The sequence below is a fragment of the Sulfitobacter sp. 1A12157 genome (assembly GCF_043557345.1).
GTDB lineage: Bacteria > Pseudomonadota > Alphaproteobacteria > Rhodobacterales > Rhodobacteraceae > Sulfitobacter.
This window is the reverse complement of record NZ_JBIFFV010000001.1, coordinates 530,253-554,499: the sequence shown is the minus strand read 5'-3', so window position 1 is coordinate 554,499 and position 24,247 is coordinate 530,253. Positions and strand designations below refer to the sequence as shown.

Annotated in this window: 23 protein-coding genes and 1 tRNA gene; 9 read left to right on the top strand and 15 right to left on the bottom strand. The window is 61.8% G+C overall.

Annotation, left to right across the window (positions count from 1 at the left end):
* Positions 1-109: 109 nt before the first annotated feature.
* The 6 genes from ade (at position 110) to msrA (ending at position 6,043) form a co-directional block, all read left to right on the top strand.
* Positions 110-1,912, top strand: a complete 1,803-nt coding sequence (ade, locus tag ACGYLC_RS02795) for an adenine deaminase (RefSeq protein ID WP_394421553.1) — start codon at positions 110-112, stop codon at positions 1,910-1,912.
* Positions 1,909-3,372 (top strand): AMP nucleosidase, encoded by a 1,464-nt coding sequence (locus ACGYLC_RS02790; RefSeq protein ID WP_394421551.1) that lies wholly within the window; start codon positions 1,909-1,911, stop codon positions 3,370-3,372. Before ade ends, ACGYLC_RS02790 begins: the two co-directional genes overlap by 4 nt.
* A gap of 127 nt (positions 3,373-3,499) precedes the next feature.
* The gene (locus tag ACGYLC_RS02785; protein ID WP_007118569.1) at positions 3,500-3,787 is read left to right on the top strand and encodes an HU family DNA-binding protein; all 288 of its coding nucleotides are present in this window, start codon (positions 3,500-3,502) and stop codon (positions 3,785-3,787) included.
* A 351-nt stretch (positions 3,788-4,138) separates the two neighbouring features.
* Positions 4,139-5,008: a DMT family transporter gene (locus ACGYLC_RS02780; RefSeq protein ID WP_394421549.1), complete on the top strand. Its 870-nt coding sequence runs from the start codon at positions 4,139-4,141 to the stop codon at positions 5,006-5,008.
* 79 nt (positions 5,009-5,087) lie between these two features.
* Positions 5,088-5,537, top strand: coding sequence for a peptide-methionine (R)-S-oxide reductase MsrB (msrB, locus tag ACGYLC_RS02775; RefSeq protein WP_394421547.1), 450 nt, complete (start codon positions 5,088-5,090; stop codon positions 5,535-5,537).
* Positions 5,534-6,043 carry a peptide-methionine (S)-S-oxide reductase MsrA gene (gene msrA, locus ACGYLC_RS02770; RefSeq protein ID WP_394421546.1) on the top strand — a complete coding sequence of 170 codons (510 nt, stop codon included), beginning with the start codon at positions 5,534-5,536 and terminating at the stop codon, positions 6,041-6,043. Before msrB ends, msrA begins: the two co-directional genes overlap by 4 nt.
* Before the next feature lie 28 nt (positions 6,044-6,071).
* Here the strand turns inward: msrA and ACGYLC_RS02765 are convergent, their stop codons facing one another.
* The 9 genes from ACGYLC_RS02765 to ACGYLC_RS02725 form a co-directional block, all read right to left on the bottom strand.
* Entirely contained in the window at positions 6,072-8,078 is a 2,007-nt protein-coding gene (locus ACGYLC_RS02765) for a hydantoinase/oxoprolinase N-terminal domain-containing protein (RefSeq protein WP_394421545.1), read from the bottom strand.
* A gap of 11 nt (positions 8,079-8,089) precedes the next feature.
* Entirely contained in the window at positions 8,090-9,154 is a 1,065-nt protein-coding gene (gene queG / locus ACGYLC_RS02760; protein WP_394421544.1) for a tRNA epoxyqueuosine(34) reductase QueG, read from the bottom strand.
* Positions 9,154-9,822: a glutathione S-transferase family protein gene (locus ACGYLC_RS02755; RefSeq protein WP_067624607.1), complete on the bottom strand. Its 669-nt coding sequence runs from the start codon at positions 9,820-9,822 to the stop codon at positions 9,154-9,156. Before ACGYLC_RS02755 ends, queG begins: the two co-directional genes overlap by 1 nt.
* 58 nt (positions 9,823-9,880) lie before the next feature.
* Complete coding sequence (gene mtgA / locus ACGYLC_RS02750) at positions 9,881-10,609, bottom strand: monofunctional biosynthetic peptidoglycan transglycosylase (RefSeq protein ID WP_394421543.1); 729 nt, start codon at positions 10,607-10,609, stop codon at positions 9,881-9,883.
* Positions 10,610-10,616: 7 nt separating this feature from the next.
* A complete protein-coding gene (locus tag ACGYLC_RS02745; RefSeq protein WP_394421542.1) occupies positions 10,617-11,321 on the bottom strand; it encodes an SGNH/GDSL hydrolase family protein in 705 nt (234 codons plus the stop codon).
* A 245-nt stretch (positions 11,322-11,566) separates the two neighbouring features.
* Positions 11,567-16,099 carry a glutamate synthase large subunit gene (gene gltB / locus ACGYLC_RS02740; RefSeq protein ID WP_394421540.1) on the bottom strand — a complete coding sequence of 1,511 codons (4,533 nt, stop codon included), beginning with the start codon at positions 16,097-16,099 and terminating at the stop codon, positions 11,567-11,569.
* 164 nt (positions 16,100-16,263) lie between these two features.
* On the bottom strand, positions 16,264-17,697 hold the full coding sequence (locus ACGYLC_RS02735; RefSeq protein WP_394398516.1) for an NAD(P)-dependent oxidoreductase: 1,434 nt from the start codon (positions 17,695-17,697) through the stop codon (positions 16,264-16,266).
* Positions 17,698-17,856: 159 nt separating this feature from the next.
* A complete protein-coding gene (locus tag ACGYLC_RS02730; protein ID WP_394421538.1) occupies positions 17,857-18,663 on the bottom strand; it encodes an undecaprenyl-diphosphate phosphatase in 807 nt (268 codons plus the stop codon).
* Complete coding sequence (locus tag ACGYLC_RS02725; RefSeq protein ID WP_394421537.1) at positions 18,663-19,649, bottom strand: complex I NDUFA9 subunit family protein; 987 nt, start codon at positions 19,647-19,649, stop codon at positions 18,663-18,665. Before ACGYLC_RS02725 ends, ACGYLC_RS02730 begins: the two co-directional genes overlap by 1 nt.
* 168 nt (positions 19,650-19,817) lie before the next feature.
* On the opposite strand from ACGYLC_RS02725, the gene ACGYLC_RS02720 reads away from it, so the two are divergent.
* Positions 19,818-19,903, top strand: a tRNA-Leu gene (locus ACGYLC_RS02720).
* A 371-nt stretch (positions 19,904-20,274) separates the two neighbouring features.
* Here ACGYLC_RS02720 and ACGYLC_RS02715 read toward each other — a convergent pair.
* The 5 genes from ACGYLC_RS02715 to ACGYLC_RS02695 form a co-directional block, all read right to left on the bottom strand.
* Positions 20,275-20,421 carry a hypothetical protein gene (locus ACGYLC_RS02715; RefSeq protein ID WP_394421536.1) on the bottom strand — a complete coding sequence of 49 codons (147 nt, stop codon included), beginning with the start codon at positions 20,419-20,421 and terminating at the stop codon, positions 20,275-20,277.
* Between the two features lie 126 nt (positions 20,422-20,547).
* Positions 20,548-21,057 carry a hypothetical protein gene (locus ACGYLC_RS02710; RefSeq protein ID WP_394421535.1) on the bottom strand — a complete coding sequence of 170 codons (510 nt, stop codon included), beginning with the start codon at positions 21,055-21,057 and terminating at the stop codon, positions 20,548-20,550.
* A gap of 69 nt (positions 21,058-21,126) precedes the next feature.
* On the bottom strand, positions 21,127-21,639 hold the full coding sequence (locus tag ACGYLC_RS02705) for a hypothetical protein (RefSeq protein WP_394421534.1): 513 nt from the start codon (positions 21,637-21,639) through the stop codon (positions 21,127-21,129).
* Entirely contained in the window at positions 21,636-22,247 is a 612-nt protein-coding gene (locus tag ACGYLC_RS02700) for a hypothetical protein (protein WP_394421533.1), read from the bottom strand. The genes ACGYLC_RS02705 and ACGYLC_RS02700 overlap by 4 nt, the downstream gene beginning before the upstream one ends.
* 81 nt (positions 22,248-22,328) lie before the next feature.
* Positions 22,329-22,664 (bottom strand): hypothetical protein, encoded by a 336-nt coding sequence (locus ACGYLC_RS02695; protein ID WP_394421531.1) that lies wholly within the window; start codon positions 22,662-22,664, stop codon positions 22,329-22,331.
* Positions 22,665-22,766: 102 nt separating this feature from the next.
* Between ACGYLC_RS02695 and ACGYLC_RS02690 the strand changes: the two genes are divergently transcribed.
* A complete protein-coding gene (locus ACGYLC_RS02690; RefSeq protein WP_394421530.1) occupies positions 22,767-23,006 on the top strand; it encodes a transcriptional regulator in 240 nt (79 codons plus the stop codon).
* Positions 23,007-23,414 (top strand): type II toxin-antitoxin system PemK/MazF family toxin, encoded by a 408-nt coding sequence (locus ACGYLC_RS02685; protein ID WP_394421528.1) that lies wholly within the window; start codon positions 23,007-23,009, stop codon positions 23,412-23,414. It begins immediately after the preceding gene.
* 426 nt (positions 23,415-23,840) lie between these two features.
* Here ACGYLC_RS02685 and ACGYLC_RS02680 read toward each other — a convergent pair whose 3' ends face one another.
* On the bottom strand, positions 23,841-24,209 hold the full coding sequence (locus tag ACGYLC_RS02680) for a response regulator (protein WP_394421526.1): 369 nt from the start codon (positions 24,207-24,209) through the stop codon (positions 23,841-23,843).
* Between the last annotated feature and the right edge of the window lie 38 nt (positions 24,210-24,247).

Genomic DNA, 24,247 nt, shown 5'->3' with positions numbered 1-24,247 from the left:
AATGCCTTGCGCGTCAGTTAGCCGTAAGCGGCGCGCTCTGGCAACATCGCGCGCCCTTTCCTAGGGCAGGATCGCTTGAACCTCCCCCGGCCCTATGGCACCTTTGGACATGACAGATAAAACGGTCCCCCCCTGGCCCGATGTGGCCGCGCAATTGGTCGAGGTCGCCGCCGGGCGCCGCCCCGCCGACACGATCATCACCGGCGGCACTTGGGTGAATGTGCACACCCGCGAATGCCTGCCCGACCATGACATCGCCATCGCTGCCGGGCGCATCGCCTTCGTCGGCCCCGACGCCAGCCATTGCCGGGGCGAGAGCACCCGCATCATCGAGGCCAAGGGGCGCTACATGGCCCCCGGCCTTTGCGACGGGCACATGCATATCGAGAGCACCATGCTCACCCCGGCCGAATTCGCCCGCGCGGTGATCCCGCATGGCACGACCTCGGCCTTCACCGACCCGCATGAGATTGCCAACGTGCTGGGCCTCGACGGGGTGCGGATGATGCATGACGAAGCGCTGATGCAGCCCATTAACATCTTCACCCAGATGCCCTCCTGCGCGCCCTCGGCGCCGGGGCTGGAGACCACCGGATTCGAGATCACCGCCGAGGACGTGGCGGAGGCGATGACATGGCCCGGCATCATCGGACTGGGCGAAATGATGAACTTCCCGGGCGTCAGCAACGCCGATCCGCAGATGCTGGCCGAGATCGCGGCCACGCAACGCGCGAACAAGACGGTGGGCGGGCATTACGCCTCGCCCGACCTTGGCCCCGCCTTCGCCGCCTATGTGGCCGGCGGCCCGGCGGACGATCACGAGGGCACCTGCGAGGCCGACGCGATAGCGCGGATGCGGCAGGGCATGCGCTCAATGATCCGGCTCGGTTCTGCCTGGTACGACGTGAAGACCCAGATCACCGCGATCACCGAGAAAGGGCTCGACCCGCGCAACATGATCCTGTGCACCGATGACAGCCATTCGGGCACGATCACCAACGAGGGCCACATGAACCGCGTGCTGCGGCATACCATCGACTGCGGCTGCGACCCGCTGGTGGCGTTGCAGATGGCGACGCTGAACACCGCCACGCATTTCGGGCTGGAACGCGAGATCGGCTCTCTTACCCCCGGACGCCGCGCCGACGTGATCCTGACCTCGGACCTTTCGAGCTTCCCGGTGGAGATGGTGATCGCCCGTGGTGAGGTCGTGGCTGAGGGCGGCAAATGCATCGTCGACTGCCCGCACTACGATTGGCCCGGCACCGCCCGGAACACGGTGAACATGGCACGCGACCTCGCGGCGGCGGACTTCAATATCCCCGCTCCCGAGGGCGCCAATGCCGTCACCGCCAATGTCATCGGCGTGGTCGAGAACCAAGCCCCGACGCGAGCGCTGAAGTTCGAACTGCCGGTGACAGAAGGCCGCGTGCAGGGCACTGGCGAGGTCTGCCAGATCGCGCTGGTGGAGCGCCACCGCGCCACCGGCACGGTCACCAACGCCTTCGTCTCGGGCTTCGGCTACGAGGGGCGCATGGCCATGGCCTCGACCGTTGCGCATGACAGTCACCACATGATCGTCGTGGGCACCGATGCCGAGGAGATGGCCCGCGCTGCGAACCGCCTGCGCGAGGTGGGCGGCGGCATCACCGTGTTCCGCGAGGGCGAGGAACTGGCGCTGGTCGCCCTGCCGATCGCGGGGCTGATGTCCGACCGCCCCGCCGCCGAGGTGGCCGCCGACGCCGACCGTCTGGTGCAGGCGATGATCGACTGCGGCTGCAAGCTCAACAACGCCTATATGCAGCACTCGCTTCTGGCCCTTGTGGTGATCCCGGAGCTGCGGATCTCGGACCTTGGGCTGGTCGACGTGCAAAAATTTGAAATTATCCCATTGTTAGAGCCGCAAACATGACGACGATCCTGACCCCGGACACCCCGACCCCGGAAAGCTTCCGCAATGCGACCGCTGCCGTGGACCGTTTGACCGAACTCTATGAGCAGGCCACGACCTTCCTGCGGGTAGCTTTTGCCAAGGCGATGGAGAGTTCGGCCCCCGATGCCCGCGTCCGCGCCTTTTACCCCGAGCTGCGGTTTCGCACCTCCTCCTATGCGCATGTGGATACGCGGCTGTCTTTCGGGCATGTCTCCTCTCCCGGCACCTTTGCGGCGACGATCACCCGGCCCGATCTGTTTCGGAACTACCTGATCCAGCAAATCGGCCTGTTGATCGAAAACCACGACCAGCCGGTGATCGTCGGCCCTTCGACAACGCCGATCCCGGTGCATTTCGCCATGTCCGGGGACAACGCGATGAACGTGCCCCAAGAAGGGGCCGCCGATTTCACCCTGCGCGATGTCTTTGACGTGCCGGATCTGTCGACCACCAATGACGATATCGTCAACGGCACCTATGTCCCCGAGGACGACGTGCGCCCGCTTGCGCCCTTCACCGCGCAGCGGGTCGATTACTCCCTCGCGCGGCTGGCGCATTACACCGCCACGGATCCTGAGCATTTCCAGACCCATGTGCTGTTCACCAACTACCAGTTCTACGTGACGGAGTTCGAGCAATACGCCCGCGAGATGCTGCGCGACCCCGAAAGCGGCTATACCGCCTTCGTCTCGACCGGCAACGCCGAGATCACCGACCCAGATGCGCCGCTGCGCGAGTCGTTGAAGACGCCGCAGATGCCGACCTATCACCTCAAGCGGGCGGATGGGTCAGGCATCACGCTGGTCAACATCGGCGTCGGGCCGTCCAATGCCAAGACCGCGACGGACCACATCGCCGTGCTGCGGCCCCATGCCTGGCTGATGGTCGGCCATTGCGCCGGTCTGCGCAACACGCAGGCTTTGGGTGATTTCGTGCTGGCGCATGGTTACCTGCGCGAGGACCACGTGCTGGACGACGACCTGCCGGTCTGGGTACCGATCCCGGCGCTGGCCGAGATCCAGATCGCGCTAGAGCAATCGGTGGCGCAGGTCACCCAGCTTGAGGGCTATGAGCTCAAACGCATCATGCGCACCGGCACCGTCGCCACCATCGACAACCGAAATTGGGAACTGCGCGACCAGTCTGGCCCGGTGCAACGGCTGAGCCAGTCTCGCGCCGTGGCGCTGGATATGGAAAGCGCGACCATCGCCGCCAACGGCTATCGCTTCCGGGTGCCCTATGGCACGTTGCTATGCGTGTCGGACAAACCGCTGCATGGGGAGTTGAAACTGCCCGGCATGGCGTCGGACTTTTACAAGACCCAAGTCGCCCGCCATCTGATGATCGGCATTCGCGCCATGGAGCTGTTGCGCCGCATGCCGTTGGAGCGGATCCATAGCCGGAAATTGCGATCCTTCGACGAAACGGCGTTCCTATAGGGCTCGAAACAGCGGAAAATCGCATGTTTTCGCGTTTATAGCGCCACAATTCGTTGTGTTATCCCACAACATACCGTTACATTCCGGCCATGAGGCCCTAAAAAGCGGGCAGTCTAAGGAGAATAAAATGGCAAAACCGATGACCAAGACCCAGCTCGTTGCTGCTCTGGCAGAAGAGATGGACACCGACAAGAAATCCGCAGGCGCAGCGCTCGACGCCGTTTGCAACCTGATCACCCGCGAAGTGTCCGCCGGCGGTGCCGTGACCCTGCCGGGCGTTGGCAAAATCTATTGCCGTGAGCGCCCCGAACGGATGGTCCGCAACCCCGCCACGGGCGAACAGTTCAAGAAAGACGCCGACAAAGTGGTCAAGATGACCATCGCGAAGGCGCTGAAGGACAGCGTGAACGAGTAAGCCTTGGGCTGAGCGTTTACGAAAGGGTCGTCTTCGGGCGGCCCTTTTTCGTTGGCCACGAGGGCCATCGCCTGCCCGCGGGTCGGCGATCCGACATTGCGTCGTGCCACTTTATGATGCAGCCATGCGATGACTTTGCAAAGCGCCACCCAGCCGCGCTCAATCACCTACCCGGTCGCACCAAAGGCGCGCCCTAACAAAAAAACACCTATGGCGTGACGGGCGGGCAGGCGATGGCCCGGCGCTTGCGGCTTGACTACGGGCTGGGTGGCATACTGACCAGTTTTCTGCACCTTGCCCTCCCCTTCCAAACCCGCCATTGCTTAGCAAGTTCAGCACAGGGGGCATTTCATGGACATCCGCGCAATTCTCATGGGTCTGGCCTTTGCCGTGATGTGGTCCTCGGCCTTCACCTCCGCCCGCATCATCGTGATGGACGCCTCTCCCCTTCTTGCCCTTTCCCTGCGCTACCTGATCTCGGGCCTGATCGGCGTCGGCATCGCGCTGGCTTTGGGGCAAAGCTGGCGGCTCACCCCGGCGCAGTGGCGGGCGACGATCATCTTCGGCGTGCTGCAAAACGCAGTCTACCTCGGCCTCAACTTCATTGCCATGCAGACCATCGAGGCGTCCCTCGCCGCGATCATCGCCTCCACCATGCCGCTGCTGGTCGGCTTCGCCGCTTGGGCCTTCTTGGGTGAAAAACTGCGCCCTCTAGGCATTGCAGGACTGTTTGCCGGTGTCATCGGCGTCGCCATCATCATGGGCGCGCGCCTTGGCGGGCAGGTGGACCTCTATGGCCTCATCCTATGCGCCATCGGGGTGGTGGCCCTCACCGCCGCCACTCTGCTGGTGCGCGGCGCGACCTCGGGCGGCAACTTCCTGATGGTCGTGGGCCTGCAAATGCTCGTCGGTTGCGTTGCCCTCTCTATCGCCACCGCGCTGTTCGAAACACCCCGCATCGACCCCAGTCTGCGCCTGACGCTGGCCTTCGCCTATACCTGCCTTGTCCCCGGCCTTGCCGCCACCGTGGCCTGGTTCTGGCTGGTCAACCGCATCGGCGCCACAAGGGCGGCGACCTTTCACTTCCTCAACCCCTTCTTCGGCGTGGCCATCGCAGCGCTGCTGCTGGGCGAAACGCTGGGGCCGCGCGACATCCTTGGCGTTGCGATCATCGCGGGCGGCATCCTTGCCGTCCAAGTGTCGCGCCAGCGCAGAGCGTAACGCCAGTGTGAGCCGCACCCCCTTTGAATTTCACCGCCACACCCCATCTTATAGGCCAAGCCCATGAATGGAGGACGCCATGCCCCAATACGAGAAAACCAACGCCGCGATTGACGCGCTGAGCCCCGAAGAATTCCACGTCACCCAACGCAACGGCACCGAACGCCCCGGCACCGGCAAGTACCTCGACAACAAGGAACCGGGCCTCTACGTCGACATCGTCTCGGGCGAGCCGCTGTTTGCCTCCTCCGACAAATACGAAAGCGGCTGCGGCTGGCCTAGCTTCACCAAGCCGATCGAGCCTGCCTATGTCGAAGAATTGGAAGACGCCTCGCTCGGCATGATCCGCACGGAAGTACGCAGCAAGCACGGCGACAGCCATCTCGGCCATGTCTTCCCCGACGGCCCGCCCGACCGCGGCGGCCTGCGCTATTGTATTAATTCCGCCTCCCTGCGCTTCATTCACCGTAACGACATGGAGGCCGAAGGCTATGGCGAATATCTCAACCAAGTGGAGAATGTGACATGACAACCGAACGCGCAGTGCTGGCCGGAGGCTGCTTCTGGGGCATGCAGGACTTGATCCGCCGCCGCCCCGGCGTGGTCTCGACCCGCGTCGGCTATACCGGCGGCGACGTGCCCAACGCGACCTACCGCAACCACGGCACCCATGCCGAGGGGATCGAGATCATCTTCGACCCCGCGAAGACCTCCTACCGCGAGTTGCTGGAATTCTTCTTTCAGATCCACGACCCGACCACAGTGAACCGTCAGGGCAACGACATCGGGATGAGCTATCGCTCGGCGATCTACTATGTGAATGACGAGCAGAAAGCCGTGGCCGCAGACACCATCGCCGATGTCGAAGCCTCTGGCCTCTGGCCCGGCAAAGTGGTGACCGAGGTCGAGCCCGTGGGCGATTTCTGGGAGGCCGAACCCGAGCATCAGGATTATCTTGAGCGGCTGCCGAACGGCTACACCTGCCACTTCCCGCGCGCCGATTGGGTGCTGCCCAAGCGCGACGCCGCAGAATGAACCGCTGCCCCCGGCCCCGCGCCGGGGGTTAGCCCACCGCCACCCGAGGGCGGCCCGAGGCTTCGACGGTGAGCGCGGCTTCGACAAAAACCTCCCGCCCCTCGACATCCGCGAGACGGATATCCCGCGTCACATGACATTCGATTTCCGCCGCCCCGGCTGTGAATGCGCGGGCGCGGGCGGCTTCGGTCAAAGCGCGCTCCCCTTGGGCCAAGGCCCGATCAGCGGTCGAAAAATCCTGCGGCCCATCGGCGAGGTGGAGGCGAAACACCCCTTCGTTCGGAACGGTAATGGTCGCACTCTCGCGCATGATCACCCGCCCCACAACCGCGCCGATGGCATTGGCGACATGAGCGTTCGCGGGCAGGATCATCTCACTGCCCAGCCTTTCGCCCACCGCCGGGTAGTAGGTCGCCGCCGAGGCGCCCAGCCCCACCACAGGTAAGTTCAGCCCCGCATCGATCCGCAGCACGCCGCGATGGCCAGAGAGGCCGCGCTGCATCAGCACATGACGCGCCAGAACCTCTGGCGGCAGGTCGAAACCGGGTGTTTCTTCGGCGAATGCGGTCTCTAACAGGGCCAAGGTCGTCTGGTCGGTCAACCGGTCGAGGATGATCTGAGCGAGGTCATCAGGATCAGGACAGAACCGCATCCCCGACCCGCCGCGCTTGCGCCCGAACAGGGTCAGCGCCTTGCGCGCGGCACCGGCATCCCATGCGCAAAGATGCCCCGCCACATGGCTCGCGTCCGTGGGCGTCACCCCCGCCAGTTGCACCAGCCCGCGTGCCACCAATCGCGCCAAAGCGCTTTGATCGACCCGATTACGCAGCACATCCCCCAAGGGCCAGACATCGCCGCCGATCCGCTCCAACAGTGCCATTTCGCGCGGAGCCAGACCTTCGGCCCCCTGCACCACTACGGCGCGGACAAAGCGGCCATCGTGCTCTGCCACCACGCTGCGGCGCAGCTGCGCATCCAAGGCGCTATGCACCACCTCCGGCGCGTCGACCGCGATGAGAGAGATTGGCAACAGCCGCTTCGGCCCCAAGGTCACGCCTGCGGTGAGCCCTTCAGACGTGAAATGCACCTCGCTGTCACCGCCCAGCCCGTGGGTGCGCATCGCGACCGCCTCGACCATGGTGCGGTAGGGACCGACCTGCGCGCCCGCCGGGTCAATCGCCGGGCGACCGTCGCGCAATAGGGCCACATCGGTCGTCGTGCCGCCGATATCCGATACCAGTGCCGTCTCTGCCCCGGTCAACCAGCGTGCGCCCACCAGTGACGCCGCAGGGCCGCTGAGGATGGTCTCGATGGGCCGTTCGCGGGCCTGTGCGCTCGACATCAGGGCGCCATCGCCGCGCACCACCATCAAAGGCGCGTGGATGCCGAGATGGCGCAATTGATCCTCTGCCCGGCCAATCAGCCGGTCGATCATGCCGATCAACCGCGCGTTCAACAGCGCCGTGAGCGCCCGCTTCGGCCCGTTCAGCTTGGCCGAGAGACTGTGAGAGGCCGAGACGGGGCGTCCCGTGACCTCGGCCACCAGTTCCGCGACCCGCTGCTCATGCGCGGGGTTGCGCGTGGCGAATTGGCTGGCCACGGCAAAGCCGCTGACCTCGGCCTTATGCGTCTCTAAAAAGGCGATCAGGGCCGGTTCGTCCAAGGGCGCCACCTCTGCCCCCGCGTGGTCATGCCCGCCGGAGAGCAGCAGACGAGGATCGCCCCGAAGGGCCGCTGACAGGCCATGGGTCTCAAGGTCCGCCGCGCGAAACCCGACATAGATCAACGCGACGCGCCCGCCCTGCCCTTCGACCAGCGCATTGGTCGCCAGCGTGGTCGAGAGGGAGGCCATGGCGATCTTTTCCGCCGCCACACCGGATTGGGCCAAAACCGCGCTGACCGCCTTGCCGACGCCGACGGCCAGATCGGCGCGGGTGGTCAGCGCCTTGGCGGTGGCGATCACCTCGGTCTCATCGCGGATCAGCACCGCGTCCGTGTAGGTGCCGCCCGTGTCGACGCCCAGTAACACCGCCATGGGCGTGCCTCCTATGCCAAACGCGCTGCGGCCCAACGCGCGGCATCGGCCACGGTGGGGTCAGCGTCTTCGGTCAGAGATTGCGCCACGGGGCGCAGCCGCGCCAGCCCGGAATTGCCGATGGCATAGAGCACGTTGCGCACGAAACGATCCCGCCCGATCCGTTTGATCGGAGAGCCGGAATAGCGCGCGCGGAAAGCGCTATCGTCAAGGCCCGCAAGCTCGGCCAGATCGGCGGGCTGCACCGCAAGGCCATGATAGCGCATATCGCTGGCCGCCACGGCGAACTTGTTCCACGGGCAAGCGGCGAGGCAGTCGTCGCAGCCGTAAATCCGGTTGCCCATCTTCTCGCGCAGGTCCAGATCGACCGGCCCTTTGTGTTCGATCGTCAGATAGGAAATGCAGCGCCGCGCGTCGAGTTGATAGGGCGCGGGGAAGGCATCCGTGGGGCAAGCATCGAGGCAGGCCCGGCAAGAGCCGCAGTGATCCACCTCCTGGGCGTCGGGCGGCAGATCGAGCGTGGTGAACACCGAGCCTAAAAAGGCCCAATTGCCGAACTTGCGGCCTAGCAGGTTGGTGTGTTTGCCCTGCCAACCCAAACCGGCGGCCTGCGCGAGCGCCTTTTCCGGCACCGGGGCGGTATCGACGAAGACCTTCACTTCCGGGTCAAGGGCGCGGGTCTCTTCCATCAGCCAGCGCGCCAGCCGCTTCAGCCGTTTCTTGACGATATCGTGGTAGTCCCGCCCCTGCGCATAGACCGAAATCGCGCCCTTGTCGGGATGCTCCAACACCGCGCGGGGGTCATGTTCGGGGGTGTAGCTTTCGGCCAGCATGATGACCGACCGCGCCTCGGGCCAAAGGGCGGCAGGGTTGCCGCGCCAATGCATCCGCTCTTCCATCCAGCCCATCTGCCCGTGAAACCCGGCCTCGACAAAGCGGGCAAGCCGTTCGGGCACCTCAGGCACGTCCTCGGGGCGGCAAATGCGGCAGGCGACAAAGCCTTCCTCAAGCGCCCGGGCCACCACCCGCGCCTTCAGAGCCTCCGGCCCGATTTCGGCGCGGGGGCGGGCAGGCATCAGAAGTCGAGGTTGTTGTAATGCACCGGCGGCGGGAAGCCCGGCAGCTGATCGGCGAGGATCGAGCGGAAGGCCGGGCGCGACTTGATCTTGGCATACCAGTCCTTGACCACGTCAGAGCGGTTCCAATCCACGTCCGAGATATAGTCGAGCGACGACAGATGCGCCGCGGCGGCGAAATCGGCCAGCGTCATCACGTCGCCGGCCAGCCAGCGGCGGTGATCCAGCAGCCACGCCATGTAATCGAGGTGATATTTGATCGCCTTGGCCCCGGCCTTGACGTTTTTGCTGTCCGGGTAGCCCTGTTTGGTGACTTTCTTGTTAACCCGCTCATACAGCAGTTTCGAGGTCACCTCGTCATGAAATTTGTCGTCGAACCAACTGACCAAACGCCGCACTTCCAAGCGCTGTACCGGGTCGCTGGGCAGCAAGGATGCCTCAGGGCGGGTCTCTTCGATATATTCACAGATCGCGGCGCTTTCGGCCATCATGATCCCGTCAAGCCGCAGCACAGGCACCTTGCCCGCCGGGTTGCGGCGCAGGAAATCGGGGTCTTGCTCCCAATAGCGCTCCTCGACCAGTTCCACCTCGATCTTCTTCTCCCCAAGGCTGAGCCGCACCTTGCGACAGAAGGGGGACAAGGGAACGTGAAACAAGCGAGCCGTCATATAAAGTCCGTGTGGTTAAAGGGATTGCACTCTTCCATGCCTGCTGGCGGAGGGATTTTCAACTCTCGAAACAGGCGGCGCGACCGTCCGCGCGGATGGTCGCCGCCCCGTCCATGATCTGCGCCGTGCGCTTGCGGGTAAAGTCACCGGGGCGCGAGGCCGAACGCTCTTTCGGGTCGGGCAGGATCGCGGCAAGCCGGGCGGCTTGCGTGGCGCTCAGGTCTGCCGCCGCGACGCCAAAGTAATGCGGCGCCGCCGCCCCCACGCCAAAGATGCCTTCGTCGAACTCGGCCACATTCAGATAGACCTCGATGATCCGCCGCTTGGGCCAGAGGGTTTCGACCAGCGGGGTCATCCCGGCCTCAAGCGCTTTGCGCAGCCACGAGCGGCCATGCCAGAGGTAGACGTTCTTGACTGTCTGCTGGCTGATTGTCGACGCCCCGCGGGCCGATCCGTTTTCGATCGCGGTCCGGATCGCCTGCATGTCAAAACCCCAGTGGTTGCAGAAATTCGCATCTTCTGCCGCCACGGCGGCGCGGGCCATCACGGGGGCGATCTGCTCAAGCGGCACCCAGTCGCGCTGAACCCCGCCCAAACGGCGCGATTCCGAAAGCATGTAGAAACCGGTGGGCGGATTGACGAAGCGGAACAGCAGCACCAACAGCACCGCCAGGGCAAAGGCCAGCGCCAAGGCGCGCACCAGCCAGCGGCCCGCGCGTTTCTTCAACGGGGGGCTTGCATTGCTCGATTTCTTGCCCCTGGGGGCGGTCTTTTTCCGTGTCGCCATGGATCAGCTATAGGCCGTCTGCGGATTTTTGTGAACGGCTCTCGCGCGCTGTGATTTCTTGCGCGAGGTAGGCTCCGATCCGAGCAGAGCCTTGGGCCGAGGGATGTACGTTGTCGCGAGCGAAGAGCCCGCGATCCCCCCGGTCGATCACATCTTCGGAATCCACGAAATGGATGCCCGGGCGGTTCGCGGCGAGGCGGGCGATGCGGGATTCGATTTCGACCAGATCATCGCGGCAGCCTGCGAAAGCGCCCGAACCGGAGCCTGCGTAATAGCCCATCCACATGACCTGCGCGCCGGTTTGGGCGTGCAGACGCTGCAGGAAGACAGGGATGCTGCCGCTTTGGCCGTCGGGTGCGATCAGCGCATTCACGGCCGCCCCGCAGGCGCCACAGCCGCAATCGGCGTTCAGGTCGTTGGCACCACCATTGACCACGACCCAGTTCCAGCGCCCGCCGGGGAACTGCTGTTGAATGTCAAAACCCACGGCAGAGGCGATGGCCGAGCCGTTGTCGAACTGCGCGCCGGGCACGGCACGGCTGGTGACACTGCGCCCTGTTTGGTTTGCAATGACATCGGGGATCGCGGCATTGCCGTTCCACGCCATGATGGAATCGCCGAGCACGAGGATGTCGCCCCCGCCGCGCGGGGCGGTGTCGGTGCAGGCGGCGAGACCGGTTAGGAAGGCAAGGGTGATCAGAATTTTACGCATGAAGTCCTCCGATGCGGAGGAAGTAGCGCATCCCGGTCTGTCTACCACCCCGGGCCCGGAATCAAGCCGAAGGCGCCGGGCCTTCGCCTGCGCGCCCAAACGGATAGGCGATTTGGCGAGGCTCAGCGAGACCCGCGAAGACACACCATGGCGGCACCATGAAGTGGCAGTTCGCGGCGTCGTATCGCCCACCCGCGGGCAGGCGGTGCCCCTCCCCGCGCGACCGGAGCCGCGCGGGGGATAGCTTACTCCGCCGGAACCGCCGCCTCTTCCACGCTCAGCGGCGCGGGCAGATGCACCAACATCTCCTTCGGGCAAACTTGCAAGAAGTTGTGCTTCTCGGTCTCCCAATGCTGAAGGATATCGGCGGCCTTGCGGCTCTTGGTCTCGGCGACATGGCGCTCAAGCAGCCCGTGCAACTGATCCTGCCAATGCGCCACGGTGACCGGGCAGGTCACGATGGTCTCGGCGTTCATCAACTTATGGGCCGAGCCCTCGGGATCATAGAGATAGGCCATCCCCCCGGTCATCCCGGCGGCGAAGTTCGCGCCGATCTCTCCAAGGATCACCGCCACACCGCCGGTCATATATTCACAACCGTTGCTGCCGCAGCCTTCGATCACCACATGCGCGCCCGAGTTGCGGACAGCGAAACGCTCGCCCGCCCGGCCCGCGGCAAAGAGGTATCCCGCCGTCGCACCATAGAGCACCGTGTTGCCGATGATCGTATTCTCCGACGCCACCACCGGGCTCGCCATCGAAGGCCGCACCACGATCGTACCGCCCGACAGACCCTTGCCGACATAGTCGTTCGCATCGCCCGAAACTTCGAGCTTGAGCCCCGGCGCGGCAAAGGCCCCCAGCGACTGCCCAGCCGAGCCGGTCAGCTTCACCGTCAGGTGATCCGGTTGCAGAGAATTGCGCATCCCGAAGCGTTTGACGATATGGCTCGACACTCGCGTGCCGACGGTCCGATGGGTGTTCTGCACGGCATAGGACAGTTGCATCTTCTCACCATCCTCAAGGAAGCGCGCGGCATCGCGGACGATCTGCGCGTCCAGCGTGTCGAGCACGACCTGACGCGGCTTGTCGCGGTCATAGACGTTCTCATGGGCGCCATCGACGGTGATCAACAGCGGATTGAGGTCCAGATCATCAAGATGCGCCGAGCCTCGGCTGACCTGTGTGAGCAGGTCCGCGCGGCCGATGACGTCATCAAGGCTGCGCGCCCCGATGGAGGCGAGGATCTCCCGCACCTCCTGCGCGTAGAAGGTGATGAGGTTGACCACCTTGTCCGCATTGCCGGTGAACTTGCCGCGCAGGGCTTCGTCCTGCGTGCAGACGCCGACGGGGCAGGTGTTGGACTGGCACTGGCGCACCATGATGCAGCCCATCGCGATCAGCGCTGCGGTGCCGATGCCATATTCCTCGGCCCCCATCATCGCCGCCATGACGATGTCGCGCCCGGTGCGCAGCCCGCCGTCGGTGCGCAGGGTGACCCGGTCGCGCAGGTTGTTCATCGACAGCACCTGATGCGCCTCGGTGAGGCCCATCTCCCAAGGCAGGCCCGCATATTTGATCGAGGTCGCCGGGGACGCGCCGGTGCCGCCGTTGTGGCCCGAGATCAGGATGATGTCGGCCTTGGCCTTGGCCACACCCGCCGCGATGGTGCCGACGCCGGAGGAGGCCACCAGCTTCACCGTCACCTTGCAGCGCGGGTTGATCTGCTTGAGGTCGTAGATCAGCTGCGCGAGATCTTCGATCGAGTAGATGTCATGGTGCGGCGGGGGCGAGATCAGGGTCACGCCCTTGGTCGAATGCCGCAGCCGCGCGATCAGGTCGGTGACCTTCATGCCCGGAAGCTGCCCCCCCTCACCGGGCTTGGCGCCCTGTGCGACTTTGATTTCCAACTCTTCGCACTGGTTCAGATACTCCGCCGTCACGCCGAACCGGCCCGAGGCCACCTGTTTGATCTTGGCCGAGGGGTTGTCGCCATTGGCCTCCGGCACGAAATGCGCTGGATCTTCGCCGCCCTCGCCGCTGTCGGATTTCGCGCCAATACGGTTCATCGCCACGTTCAGCGTCTTATGCGCCTCGGGTGACAGCGCCCCCAGCGACATGCCCGGCGTTACGAAACGCTTGCGGATGGAGGTGATGCTTTCCACCTCTTCCAACGGCACCGGCGTGCCCTTGGGCTTGATGTCGAGCAGATCACGCAGATGGATCGGCGGATTGCTCTGCATCTTCTTCGAATACTGCTGCCACATCTGGTAGGACGCTTTGTTGCAGGCCATTTGCAGCATATGCATGCTGCTCGCCTCCCAAGCGTGTTTTTCGCCCGAGCGGCGCAGTTTGTAGAAGCCGCCGATGGGCATCACCACCCCGTCGCCCTGCCAGCCCTTGGCGTGGACCTCCTCGGCCTTGCGCTGGATGCCGACGACGCCGATGCCGGAGATGCGGCTGGTCATACCGGGGAAATATTCGGCACACATGGCGCGGGACAGACCCACCGCCTCGAAGTTGAGACCCCCGCGGTAGGAGGAGATCACGGAAATCCCCATCTTCGCCATGATCTTGAGCAGACCCTGGTCAATCGCTTCACGGTATTTCTGCACCGCCTGCGTCAGGGTCATGTCCAGCAGCCCGCGCTCGATCCGGTCGGCGAGGGAATCCTCGGCCAGATAGGCGTTCACCACGGTCGCACCACAGCCCACCAGCACGGCGAAGTAATGTGGATCGACACATTCCGCCGAACGCACGTTGAGCGAGGTAAAGGTCCGCAGACCCTTGCGCACGAGGTGACTGTGCACCGCGCTGGTGGCAAGGATCATCGGCATCGCCACGCGGTCAGCCCCGCTGTGCTGATCGGTCAGCACCAGATGCCCCGCGCCCGAGCGCACGGCGTCTTCCGCCTCGGCCCGGATGCGCGCGAGGCTGGCGCTCAGGTTGCCGGGACCGGGCTCGAAGGTGCAGTCGATGGTGACGGTATGCACCTTGAACTGGGCCATCAGCTCATCAAACTGCGCGTTGCCCACAAAGGGGCTGTCGAGCACGATGATCTCGGTCTGGGAACTGTCTTCGTCGAGCACGTTCTTGAGGTTGCCGAAGCGGGTCTTGAGGCTCATCACCCGGAATTCGCGCAAGGAGTCGATCGGCGGGTTGGTGACCTGGCTGAAGTTCTGGCGGAAGAAATGGCTCAGCGGACGGTACTGGCCGCTGAGCACCGCCGAAGGCGTGTCGTCGCCCATCGAAGCCAGCGTTTCCTTGCCGTCCTCGGCCATCGGCGCGAGGATCTGTTCCAGCTCTTCGATTGTATAGCCCGCGGCCACCTGACGGCGGCGCAGTTCGGCGCCTTCGAACAGCGGTTTTTCGGTGACACCGGCAAGGACATCATCCATCTCGGTGATCTTGCCGACCCATTCGCCGAAGGGCTGATTGGCGGCCAGTTTGTTTTTGATTTCAGTGTCATGGAAGAGTTTGCCCTCTGCCATATCCACCGCGATGATCTGCCCGGGGCCAAGTGCGCCCTTGGCCACAACGCGCGCCTCGTCCAGCGGCACCATCCCGGCTTCGGAACCGGCGATCAACATGCCATCCGAGGTTTCGACATAGCGCATCGGGCGCAGCCCGTTGCGGTCAAGCCCGGCGCAGACCCAGCGGCCATCGGTCATCGCCAAGGCGGCGGGACCGTCCCAAGGCTCCATGACGGAGTTGCAATAGGAATACATGTCACGCCATGCCTGCGGCAGTTCCACCGCCTGTTTGGACCACGACTCAGGCACCAGCATCGTCTTGGCCATCGGTGCGGAACGGCCTGCGCGCACCAGAACCTCAAAGACCGAATCCAACGCGGCAGAGTCGCTGGAGCCCGCCGCCACGATCGGTTTGATGTCCTCGGCCATGTCGCCAAAGGTGGCAGAGGCCATGCGGATCTCATGGCTCTTCATCCAGTTCATATTGCCCTTGAGGGTGTTGATCTCACCATTATGGGCCAACATGCGGAAGGGCTGCGCCAGCCACCACTGCGGGAAGGTGTTAGTGGAATAGCGCTGGTGATAGATCGCGAAGGCGCTGATGAATTTGTCGTCCTTCAGGTCGGGATAGAACTCCGCCACCTGTTCGGCCAGCATCATGCCCTTGTAGATGACCGAGCGGCAGGACATCGACGCGATATACATCTGCGGCACCTGCGCCGCGATGGCGGCTTTCTCAATCCGGCGGCGGATGACGTAAAGCTCACGCTCGAAAGTCTCTTCATCCACGCCCTTGGCGTTGGAGATCAGGATCTGCTCAATCTCGGGCCGGGTCGCATTGGCCTTTTCGCCCAGCACCGAAATGTCCACGGGCACATGGCGCCAGCCATAGATGTAGTAGCCCATGCGAAGCACTTCGGTCTCCACGATGGTCCGGCAGGTCTCTTGCGCCGCGAAATTTGTGCGCGGGAGGAAGACTTGGCCCACCGCGATCAACTCATCCTCGCGCGGGGTGTGGCCGGTGCGGCGGACTTGTTCATAGAAGAAGGGGACGGGGATTTGCACATGAATGCCCGCGCCGTCGCCGGTCATCCCATCTGCGTCGACCGCGCCGCGGTGCCAGATTGCTTTCAGCGCATTGATCCCGTTGACGACGACCTCGCGGGTCTTCTCGCCATTGATGTTTACCACAAGGCCCACGCCGCAGGAGGAATGCTCTTCCTCGAAACTATACATGCCTTTTTCGGCCATCATCGCGCGTTTGGCTTCTTCGCGGGCCACCCAGGCGTCATCATATTTGGTCATGGCTTGGTTCCTTCCACAAACGCCGCAAATCCTGCTGTGACTTCGGCCTTGGTTTTGTTCTCGTGCGCTCTGACAAAGGCAGGGCTGCCGAGCGTCACGTCTATTTCATTCTTGGTCTCGGACAGCGCCGCATGGGGCGGGACGGCAAAGCCGCCCCGGTGCCGTCACTCCGCCGCGATGCGCTGCGCCCCGTTGAAATCGTCGAGGATCGCCTGCGCGCAGTCGCGCCCGTCCTTGATCGCCCAGACCACGAGGCTCGCGCCGCGCACGATGTCGCCCACCGCGTAGACCCCGTCGAGCGCGGTGGCCCCGGTGACGTAGTCGGCCTTGATCGTACCCCAACGGTTCACCGGCAGCGCCGGCTCGTTCCAGAGCGTCGGCAGGTCTTCGGGTTCAAAGCCGAGGGCCATGATCACCATGTCGGCGTCTTCGACATAGTCGGCGCCTTCGATCACCTCGGGCGACTGGCGGCCCGTGACATCAGGCGCGCCGAGGCGCATCTTTTGCACCATCACACCGGTCACCGGATCACCGACAAAGCCCTTGGGCGCGCTCAGCCATTCGAAGATCACGCCCTCTTCCTCGGCGTTTTGCACTTCGCGCTGGCTGCCCGGCATATTGGCCCGGTCACGGCGGTAGAGGCATTTGACGCTTTCCGCGCCCTGACGGATTGAGGTGCGCACGCAGTCCATCGCCGTGTCGCCGCCGCCGATCACGACAACCTTCTTGCCCGCGGCGTTCAGACGGCCGTTTTCGAATTCTTCGACCGTGTCGCCAAAGCTCTTGCGGTTGGAGGCGGTGAGGAAGTCGATCGCCCGCTCCACGCCGAATCCGCCCACACCGGGGGCTTCGATCTCACGGGTTTTGTAGACGCCGGTCGCGATGATCACGGCGTCATGCTTGCCCCGGATCGCGCCGAAGCTGATGTCGACACCGACATCGCAGTTCAACTCAAAGGTCACGCCACCGTCGGCAAGCTGCGCATTGCGGCGCTCGACTACGTCTTTCTCAAGCTTGAAGCCGGGGATGCCATAAGTCAGCAAGCCGCCCGCCCGGTCATAGCGGTCATAGACAGTGACCTGCACGCCCGCGCGGCGCAGCATATCCGCCGCCGCCAGACCGCCGGGGCCCGCGCCGATGATGCCGACACTTTCGGGCCGCTCTTCGCGCGGGGCAGCGGGTTTGACCCAGCCCTGTTCCCACGCCGTGTCGGTGATGTATTTCTCGATCGAGCCGATGGTGACGGTGCCATGGCCCGACTGTTCGATCACGCAGTTGCCTTCGCAGAGGCGGTCCTGCGGGCAGATACGGCCACAGATCTCGGGGAAGGTGTTGGTGGCCTGGCTGATCTCATAGGCTTCTTGCAGACGCCCCTCGGCAGTCAGGCGGAGCCAGTCGGGAATGTTGTTGTGCAAAGGGCAATGGGTTTGGCAGTAGGGCACGCCACATTGGCTGCACCGGCTCGACTGCTCTGCCGCTTTTGCATCCGCATATTCGGCGTAAATTTCATCGAAATCCGTCCGGCGCAAATCTGGCGGGCGTTTTTCGGGCATATCCCGCGCAACGTCTGTAAATTTCAGCATGACCTGCTTCGCCATATACCCGTTCCTTCGACAGATTCCGTCAGAAGGCTCGTATACGAGAGCGCCAAAGTAAATAAAAGACAGCAATGCTGACCTATTTACCTCTTTCCGAGCAAATGGGAGGCTCGGCGATCATTTTTATGCATCATTTAAGGTCCGATGCGGACCTACCCACTAAAACCCAGCCCAAAGCGCGAGGATAACCACCCCGCCCACAAGGATTCGCCACCATCCGAAAAGCGCGTAACCATAGCGACTGATGTAATCGAGCACCCAACGCACCACGAAAACGGCAGAGATAAAGGCCATGACAAAGCCCACGGCAATCTCGCCCATGGCCGAGGCGTCCAGCACGTCGCGGTTCTTGTAAATGTCATAGGCGAAAGCGCCCGCCATCGTCGGCATTGACAGAAAGAAGGAGAATTCCGCCGCTGCCCGCTTACTGGCCCCCAGCAACAGAGCACCAACGATCGTTGCCCCCGACCGCGAGGTGCCCGGGATCATGGCGAGACATTGGATCACACCGATCTTGAAAGCCATGGAAAGCGGGAATTTGGTCGCATCGGAATGGGTCGGCGCAGGGGCAATGCGATCCACGACCAACAGGACCACCCCGCCCAGCACCAGCATAACGGCAATCAGCAGGGGCGTCTCGAAAAGGACCGTTTTGATGAAGTCATGCGCCAGAACGCCGATCACGACCGCCGGCAGAAAGGCCAGAAGCACCGACCAGATGAACCGCCGCGCCTGCGGATCATGCGGCGCGGCCGAGAAGACAGCCCAAAGCCGCGCGGAATAGACCGTGAGGATCGCCAGCATCGCGCCCAATTGGATCACGACCTCGAAGGTCCGTCCGGCGCTTTCGAAACCCAGAAAATGACCGGCCAGCAAAAGATGCCCGGTCGAAGATACGGGGATAAACTCTGTCAGCCCCTCCAGCAAACCCAGAAAGGCGGCGATCAGAGTGGTCGATTGTTCCATTATCCCTGCCGCAGGTTACGTGCCGATGCTTTGATGGCGTCATATTGCCCAGAGGGCCGGAACCGCCAGAGATAGTCGGGCAGCACCGCATCCATTGCGGTGGGGGTGATGCCAAGCTCGGCAAAGCCGCGCGCCCTTTCCGTCACGACATTGTCTTTGCGCAGGTTCTTGACCTGATCGCGGGTCAGCATCTTGTTAGTGAACAGTCCAAAGGTCGCAGCCTGCACCATGTCGAAACCAAAGGCCACGATCTTGGCCAAGAACCACGGCATGTTGAGCACCAAACGACGACGGTGAATCACCTTGAGCATGCGCTGCATCAACCCGCGGAAAGTATCCACATCGGGACCGCCGAGTTCATAGACGCCCGAAGCGGCTTGCCCTTCCAACGCCTTTTCCGCCGCCTTGGCCACGTCATCGACGAACACCGGCTGGAACCGGGTCGAGGCCCCGGCGACCGGCAGGATCGGGCCGGTGCGGGTCATGCCTGCGAAACGGTTAAAGAATTCGTCCTCCGGCCCGAACATGATCGAGGGGCGCAGGATGACGGCATGGGGCATATGTTTGAGAATGGCCGCCTCGCCCTCGCCCTTGGTGCGGGCATAGTCGCTCTCGGCCTCCATATCCGCGCCGATGGCAGAGACATGCACGAAATGGCCGATCCCCTCGGCGGCGGCCATGCGGGCGATACGCTCCGCCCCTTCGGATTGGACGGCGTCAAAGCTGTTCTTACCGGTCTCGACCAGAATGCCGACGCAGTTCACTACCGCATCCGCGCCACGCAGCGCATCGGCCACGGAGCGATCGTTGCGGATGTTGCACAAAACAGGTTCGACCTGGCCGACCACACCATAGGTCCGCACAAAGAGCGCCTCATTGGGATGGCGCACCGCCACCCGCACCCGCCAACCAGCTCTGGCCATGCGATACGCGATATAGCGTCCGACAAACCCCGAACCGCCATAAATCGTGACCAGCTTAGACATTCTGCCGCTCCTGTAGATAAATTCTCTGACAGGATGTACCCGCGCACCGCCCCTGTCACAAGGCCAAACCCCCGGTTGCAGCGCCTTGCGTGGAGGATTTTCCGATTTTCGCATAAATTGCGATTGACAGTCCCCCGGCTGAGCCTTAGAGCACCCCACACGATACGTGCCCAGGTGGCGGAATGGTAGACGCGCTAGCTTCAGGTGCTAGTACTGGCAACGGTGTGGAGGTTCGAGTCCTCTCCTGGGCACCATATATCCGCAATAAGTGATTGTTAAATAAGCGCCTTTCTTAAGCGTGCATTTTTCAATCCACCTCTCAATCCACCCTGCAAGATTGGCATCGGGCGATACTGCACACGGGATTTTCTTCGAAAGGTTTTGTCGGTTGAGGCGTTCTACACCCCTAGAACGACATGACGAACCACAGGCCAAACATCCAGAGCAGACCTAACGCAATAGCGAATCCTACGCCATCGCGTGAATGCCAGAGGTCATACCGGTGGATCGGTCGCTTTTGCTTGTCAGCAGAATCGTCGTTCTCATCTGGCGTCATAGGCAGAACATAGCTTTGACACCCATCGCAGCAAGACAGCGATGGCAAAAATTAGGCAACTGCGACTTTTTAGCGCTCAAGAAAATATGCAACCAGCTTGTAGCCAGCAGCAATCCACAGCAATAAAATCGTTATCGCTCCAGCCCAATGGGAAAACTTCCACTTCTCAGTAATGCGGACGAACAGACTTTTGCCGCTGTCTTCGTTAGACGACATCGATGCTCTCCTGAAAATAACTACTAGATAGTTATCAAGGCAACTTAAAGTGGTTCAACCTCCGCGAGAAAGATTTAACATAAATCAAGTAAACGTTTTCGTGCATAGCTTCCTAAGCGAATGAGCCTAGTGGCGCCAAGCCTCTGAAGATGCAGCTACAACCAACGGTGGATCACTTGGAAACGACCTCAGGTCGAACCACTTGAAGCGCGTGCCGTCTGGATTGCGCTGGTCACCCATTACAATTTGCGGAGCGTTCACCCTGTTGCGGATGAGCGCGGCGCGGAAGGCCCGTAGGTCGATCAGCCACCACGCCTCAAGGCCCGTCTGGTCGGCGTTAGAGTGGCCATAGAACATCCAGTCCCCATTGCCGTTCACAATCTTGGAAAGCTCCGTTTGCGCGCCTGAGGCAACAGCAGAGCGTATGGTGAACTGGTAGGGATAGCGCTGTGCATAGCCGGGTCGCCGCACGCGTGCTGCCACCCGCATGTCACGGGCATCAAGCATCATGAGGTCGGTGGCTTGGATATGGTCGAAAGGGTCGGCAGCAGTTTCCAAAAGATAACCGCCGATGAGTTGCTTAATCTCAGGCAAAAACCTGTCGGACCAGTTCCGGTTGTTCGTGTAGCAGTTCATCTCTGACAGCCTCCAATGCGGCCCCCACCGCGTTGCCCAAGCCCCGAAAGAGAGGCGCAGGCGGGTTCGTTAGGCCTTGGCCCGCAGGTATTTGATCACGGCCTTCTGAGCGCGAGGATATTGCTCGCACAGCAACTCCCCGGCGCAGTCCTCGACACACCATTCCAGCATGGCGGCGGCATCTGCATCTGACTTAGGCTCAAAGCAAGAAATGCGCTCAGCATACCATTCAATGTTCTGATCAAGCTCGGCCATCTCCGCAGGTTCGGCTGTCTGTTCGGTAGGTAGCGCCTGCATCAATGCGTCTCTGGTGCGTTTGGCTGCTTTCCATTTGTCTAGCAGCTCCACAGCACCCGTTCTCTGGCTGGCATCATGTTCCGGGCGCTTTCCTCTCAGTTCGACCAGTTCAAGAGTGCTGATCAAATCACCGGCCATGTTGTTTGCCAGCTTGACCGTGTGGGCGGTTGCCGCGCCGTCTCCCGGCTGCTCTGGTGCATCCCCTTCAAGAGAGCGAACACAGACGCGCAGAAGGCTGCTGAGGTCGTATGCATCGGTGATTGCGGTTGCGAGGTTCATGTTCATTGAACTGCCTCCCCTGCCAAACGGCGCGCCCCGGTGCGGAGATTTAACAACGCGATGTAGGTAGGGTTTTTCATCGATGCCTCCCATTCGGGCGACCCGATATGAGAGACCGGGCCTTCGGTTTCCCAAAGAAGGTTAGCCAATGCGGCAAGCCCTTCGGCGGTGGTCGGCACATGCTTCAGCATTTCATCTTCGACGCGGTGCAGCTCTTCCATCATGTCATCGAGCAGCGGGTCGCGACTATCAACTGTATTGATCAGCTTTCGCAGCGGGCGGCTTCTGTCGTAGAGAGCAGCCAGCGGATCACCCTCACACTCGGTCAGGCGCTCCGCATCAGAGCGAAGAGATGCAACCGCTTCATCAACCATGCCGTCGCAGATCAGAGCTTTGACCTTCCGCAAAGCATCAACAGGAGTTTGCGGCTCAATAGCCATGAGGGCGCGTTCGGCCTTGCCTACGGCCTCTGCGGCGTCTCCGACTGCACCTTCCTTCCCGGGTGACGTCTTGCCGCCATTCGCCGTCTGATATGCGTCACCTGCTGCGATAGCGGCCTCATGGGCTTGGCGGGCATCTTGTAGTGCCTGTAGGGCGTTCGTGAATTTAGACATGTGAGTTTCCTCCGTTCGTGTGGCGTTCGGCCACGGTGGTTTGATTGTCGGGAATTCAGGCGCGGTATCGTGGGCACCCCCTCAACCGCGATGTGTGAGATGATCGCTGGATTGACTGAGCACGGCCCTCAGAGCTGCGCGAAGGACGCCAATGCGGGCATAGTCGGGCTGCTCCCAATGGGTCTTGCTTTCGAGGACAGCGATTTCCTTTTGGATGCGGATCACTTTGGGTGATGCCTGCTTCTGCTTCTCCTGCCGCGCCTTCATCGCCAGTTCATGCTTGGCATTAGCCCATGCAGCTTTCAGGGCGCGGCGCATGATGGTCCGGAACCCGTACAGGGCCACGTTGGCTTTACGGACAATCTCCCAAGCAGCGTTCATGATGGCTTTGCGATTGTAGCGGGCTTCGGTGGTCATTGCTTTACTCCGTTCGCATTAATGCATATCCTGTATGCAATATGGGTGAGGCCTCCACCTATGTCAATACTGTGTATGCAAAAATGATAACGGAGTAATCAAATGACGCCGGAGCAGGTAAGAATGGCCCGAGGAGCACTACGAATAGGTGTCCGGGAACTAGCATCATTGGCGGAGGTCTCTTTCACCACCATTAATCGGTTTGAGACTGGTAAGGGCGGCTTGCAGCATTCTAGTGCGGAGGCCATCAGGGCAGCTCTTGAAGGGCAAGGCATCCAGTTTCTAAGAACCGGCGAGGTTGCAAACGGTTCGGGCATCGCCATGCAGGACAAGGGCGAATAAGTGGCCATCAAGTACGATGTACGGCAGCGCACGGTCTTGCTGTGCGATTACAGCAGAGGTGGGTTCCAGCCGCCAGAGATGGTCAAACGGCGGCCTGCAATCGTGGTATCCCCACGCTTACGGCACCGGACAGGGCTGCTGACAGTAGTCCCTCTCAGCACGTCCCCTCCTGATAGGATAGAAGACTACCATTGCCGGATAGAGCTGCCCTACAGCTTACCGAATTTCCCTCAGACCATATGCTGGGTTAAGGCAGATATGCTTGCGACAGTGGGCTTTGGCAGGCTGGATCTTTTCCGCACTGACCGCGACCACACTGGCAAGCGAAAATATCTAACGCCTCGTATCTCTGAACATGAATTTGAAAAGGTCGTTGCCAGCCTCAAGGCCGCTTTGGGCATTCATTGAACTCGCCCGTGTCCCGTTGACCTTCCGACATACCAAGCCTATATGTATCTTGTCCGCTCGCAGAAATGCTGAGCCTCAAAACCACTCACGTGGTAACCCCGTGAAGGCCATAACAAGCCGCGCGGGGTTTCTTCTTTCACCCTTTTTCTTTGAAAGAAAAGCGTTAGCCTCTCTACTAGAAATCCTGCACTAGCAAAAAACTAAACGCTCTTCCTAGGGTTGTCTCTGGTCAATGCAGAACAAGTTAACTATTATCTTTGCCATGGGTGATGGCATGAAGTTCTTACGTCTATATTTCGCAGGAGTAGCAGCCTTGATGTCTCTCCTGATCTTGCTCAACCATGCGACATAAGCGCGAACACACGCCAATACGAGGCAGGCATACAGGTGATGCTGACAAATCTTAGAAAAAGGTTTGACCTACCATCATCGCCCTATTCCTGCTTTGATCTGAGCGCCAAGTGTAGTGGGTTTGAACGGCTTATAGATAACTTCTTTGGCTCCCATTTCTAGCAGTTCGGATTTGGTGGCTTCCCCTGTTCGAGCAGTAAGGAAAATAGCAGGCACGTCTTCAAGTCCCGGAATCTCACGAAACCTCTTAAGCACCTGCGGACCGGACATTTCTGGCATCATGAAGTCGAGCAAAAAAACATCCGGCTTATAGTCGCCAACTATACGGAGTGCTTCTTCTCCAGAGGAGCAATCGACCACATCAAAGTCACCGTAAAGTTCTAAGGATAGCTTCACTACCTCAAGAACGTCTGAATCGTCTTCAACGAGTAAAAGTTTGATCATTTCGCTCTTTCAACTAGTCAAAATACGAGCGGCATCGA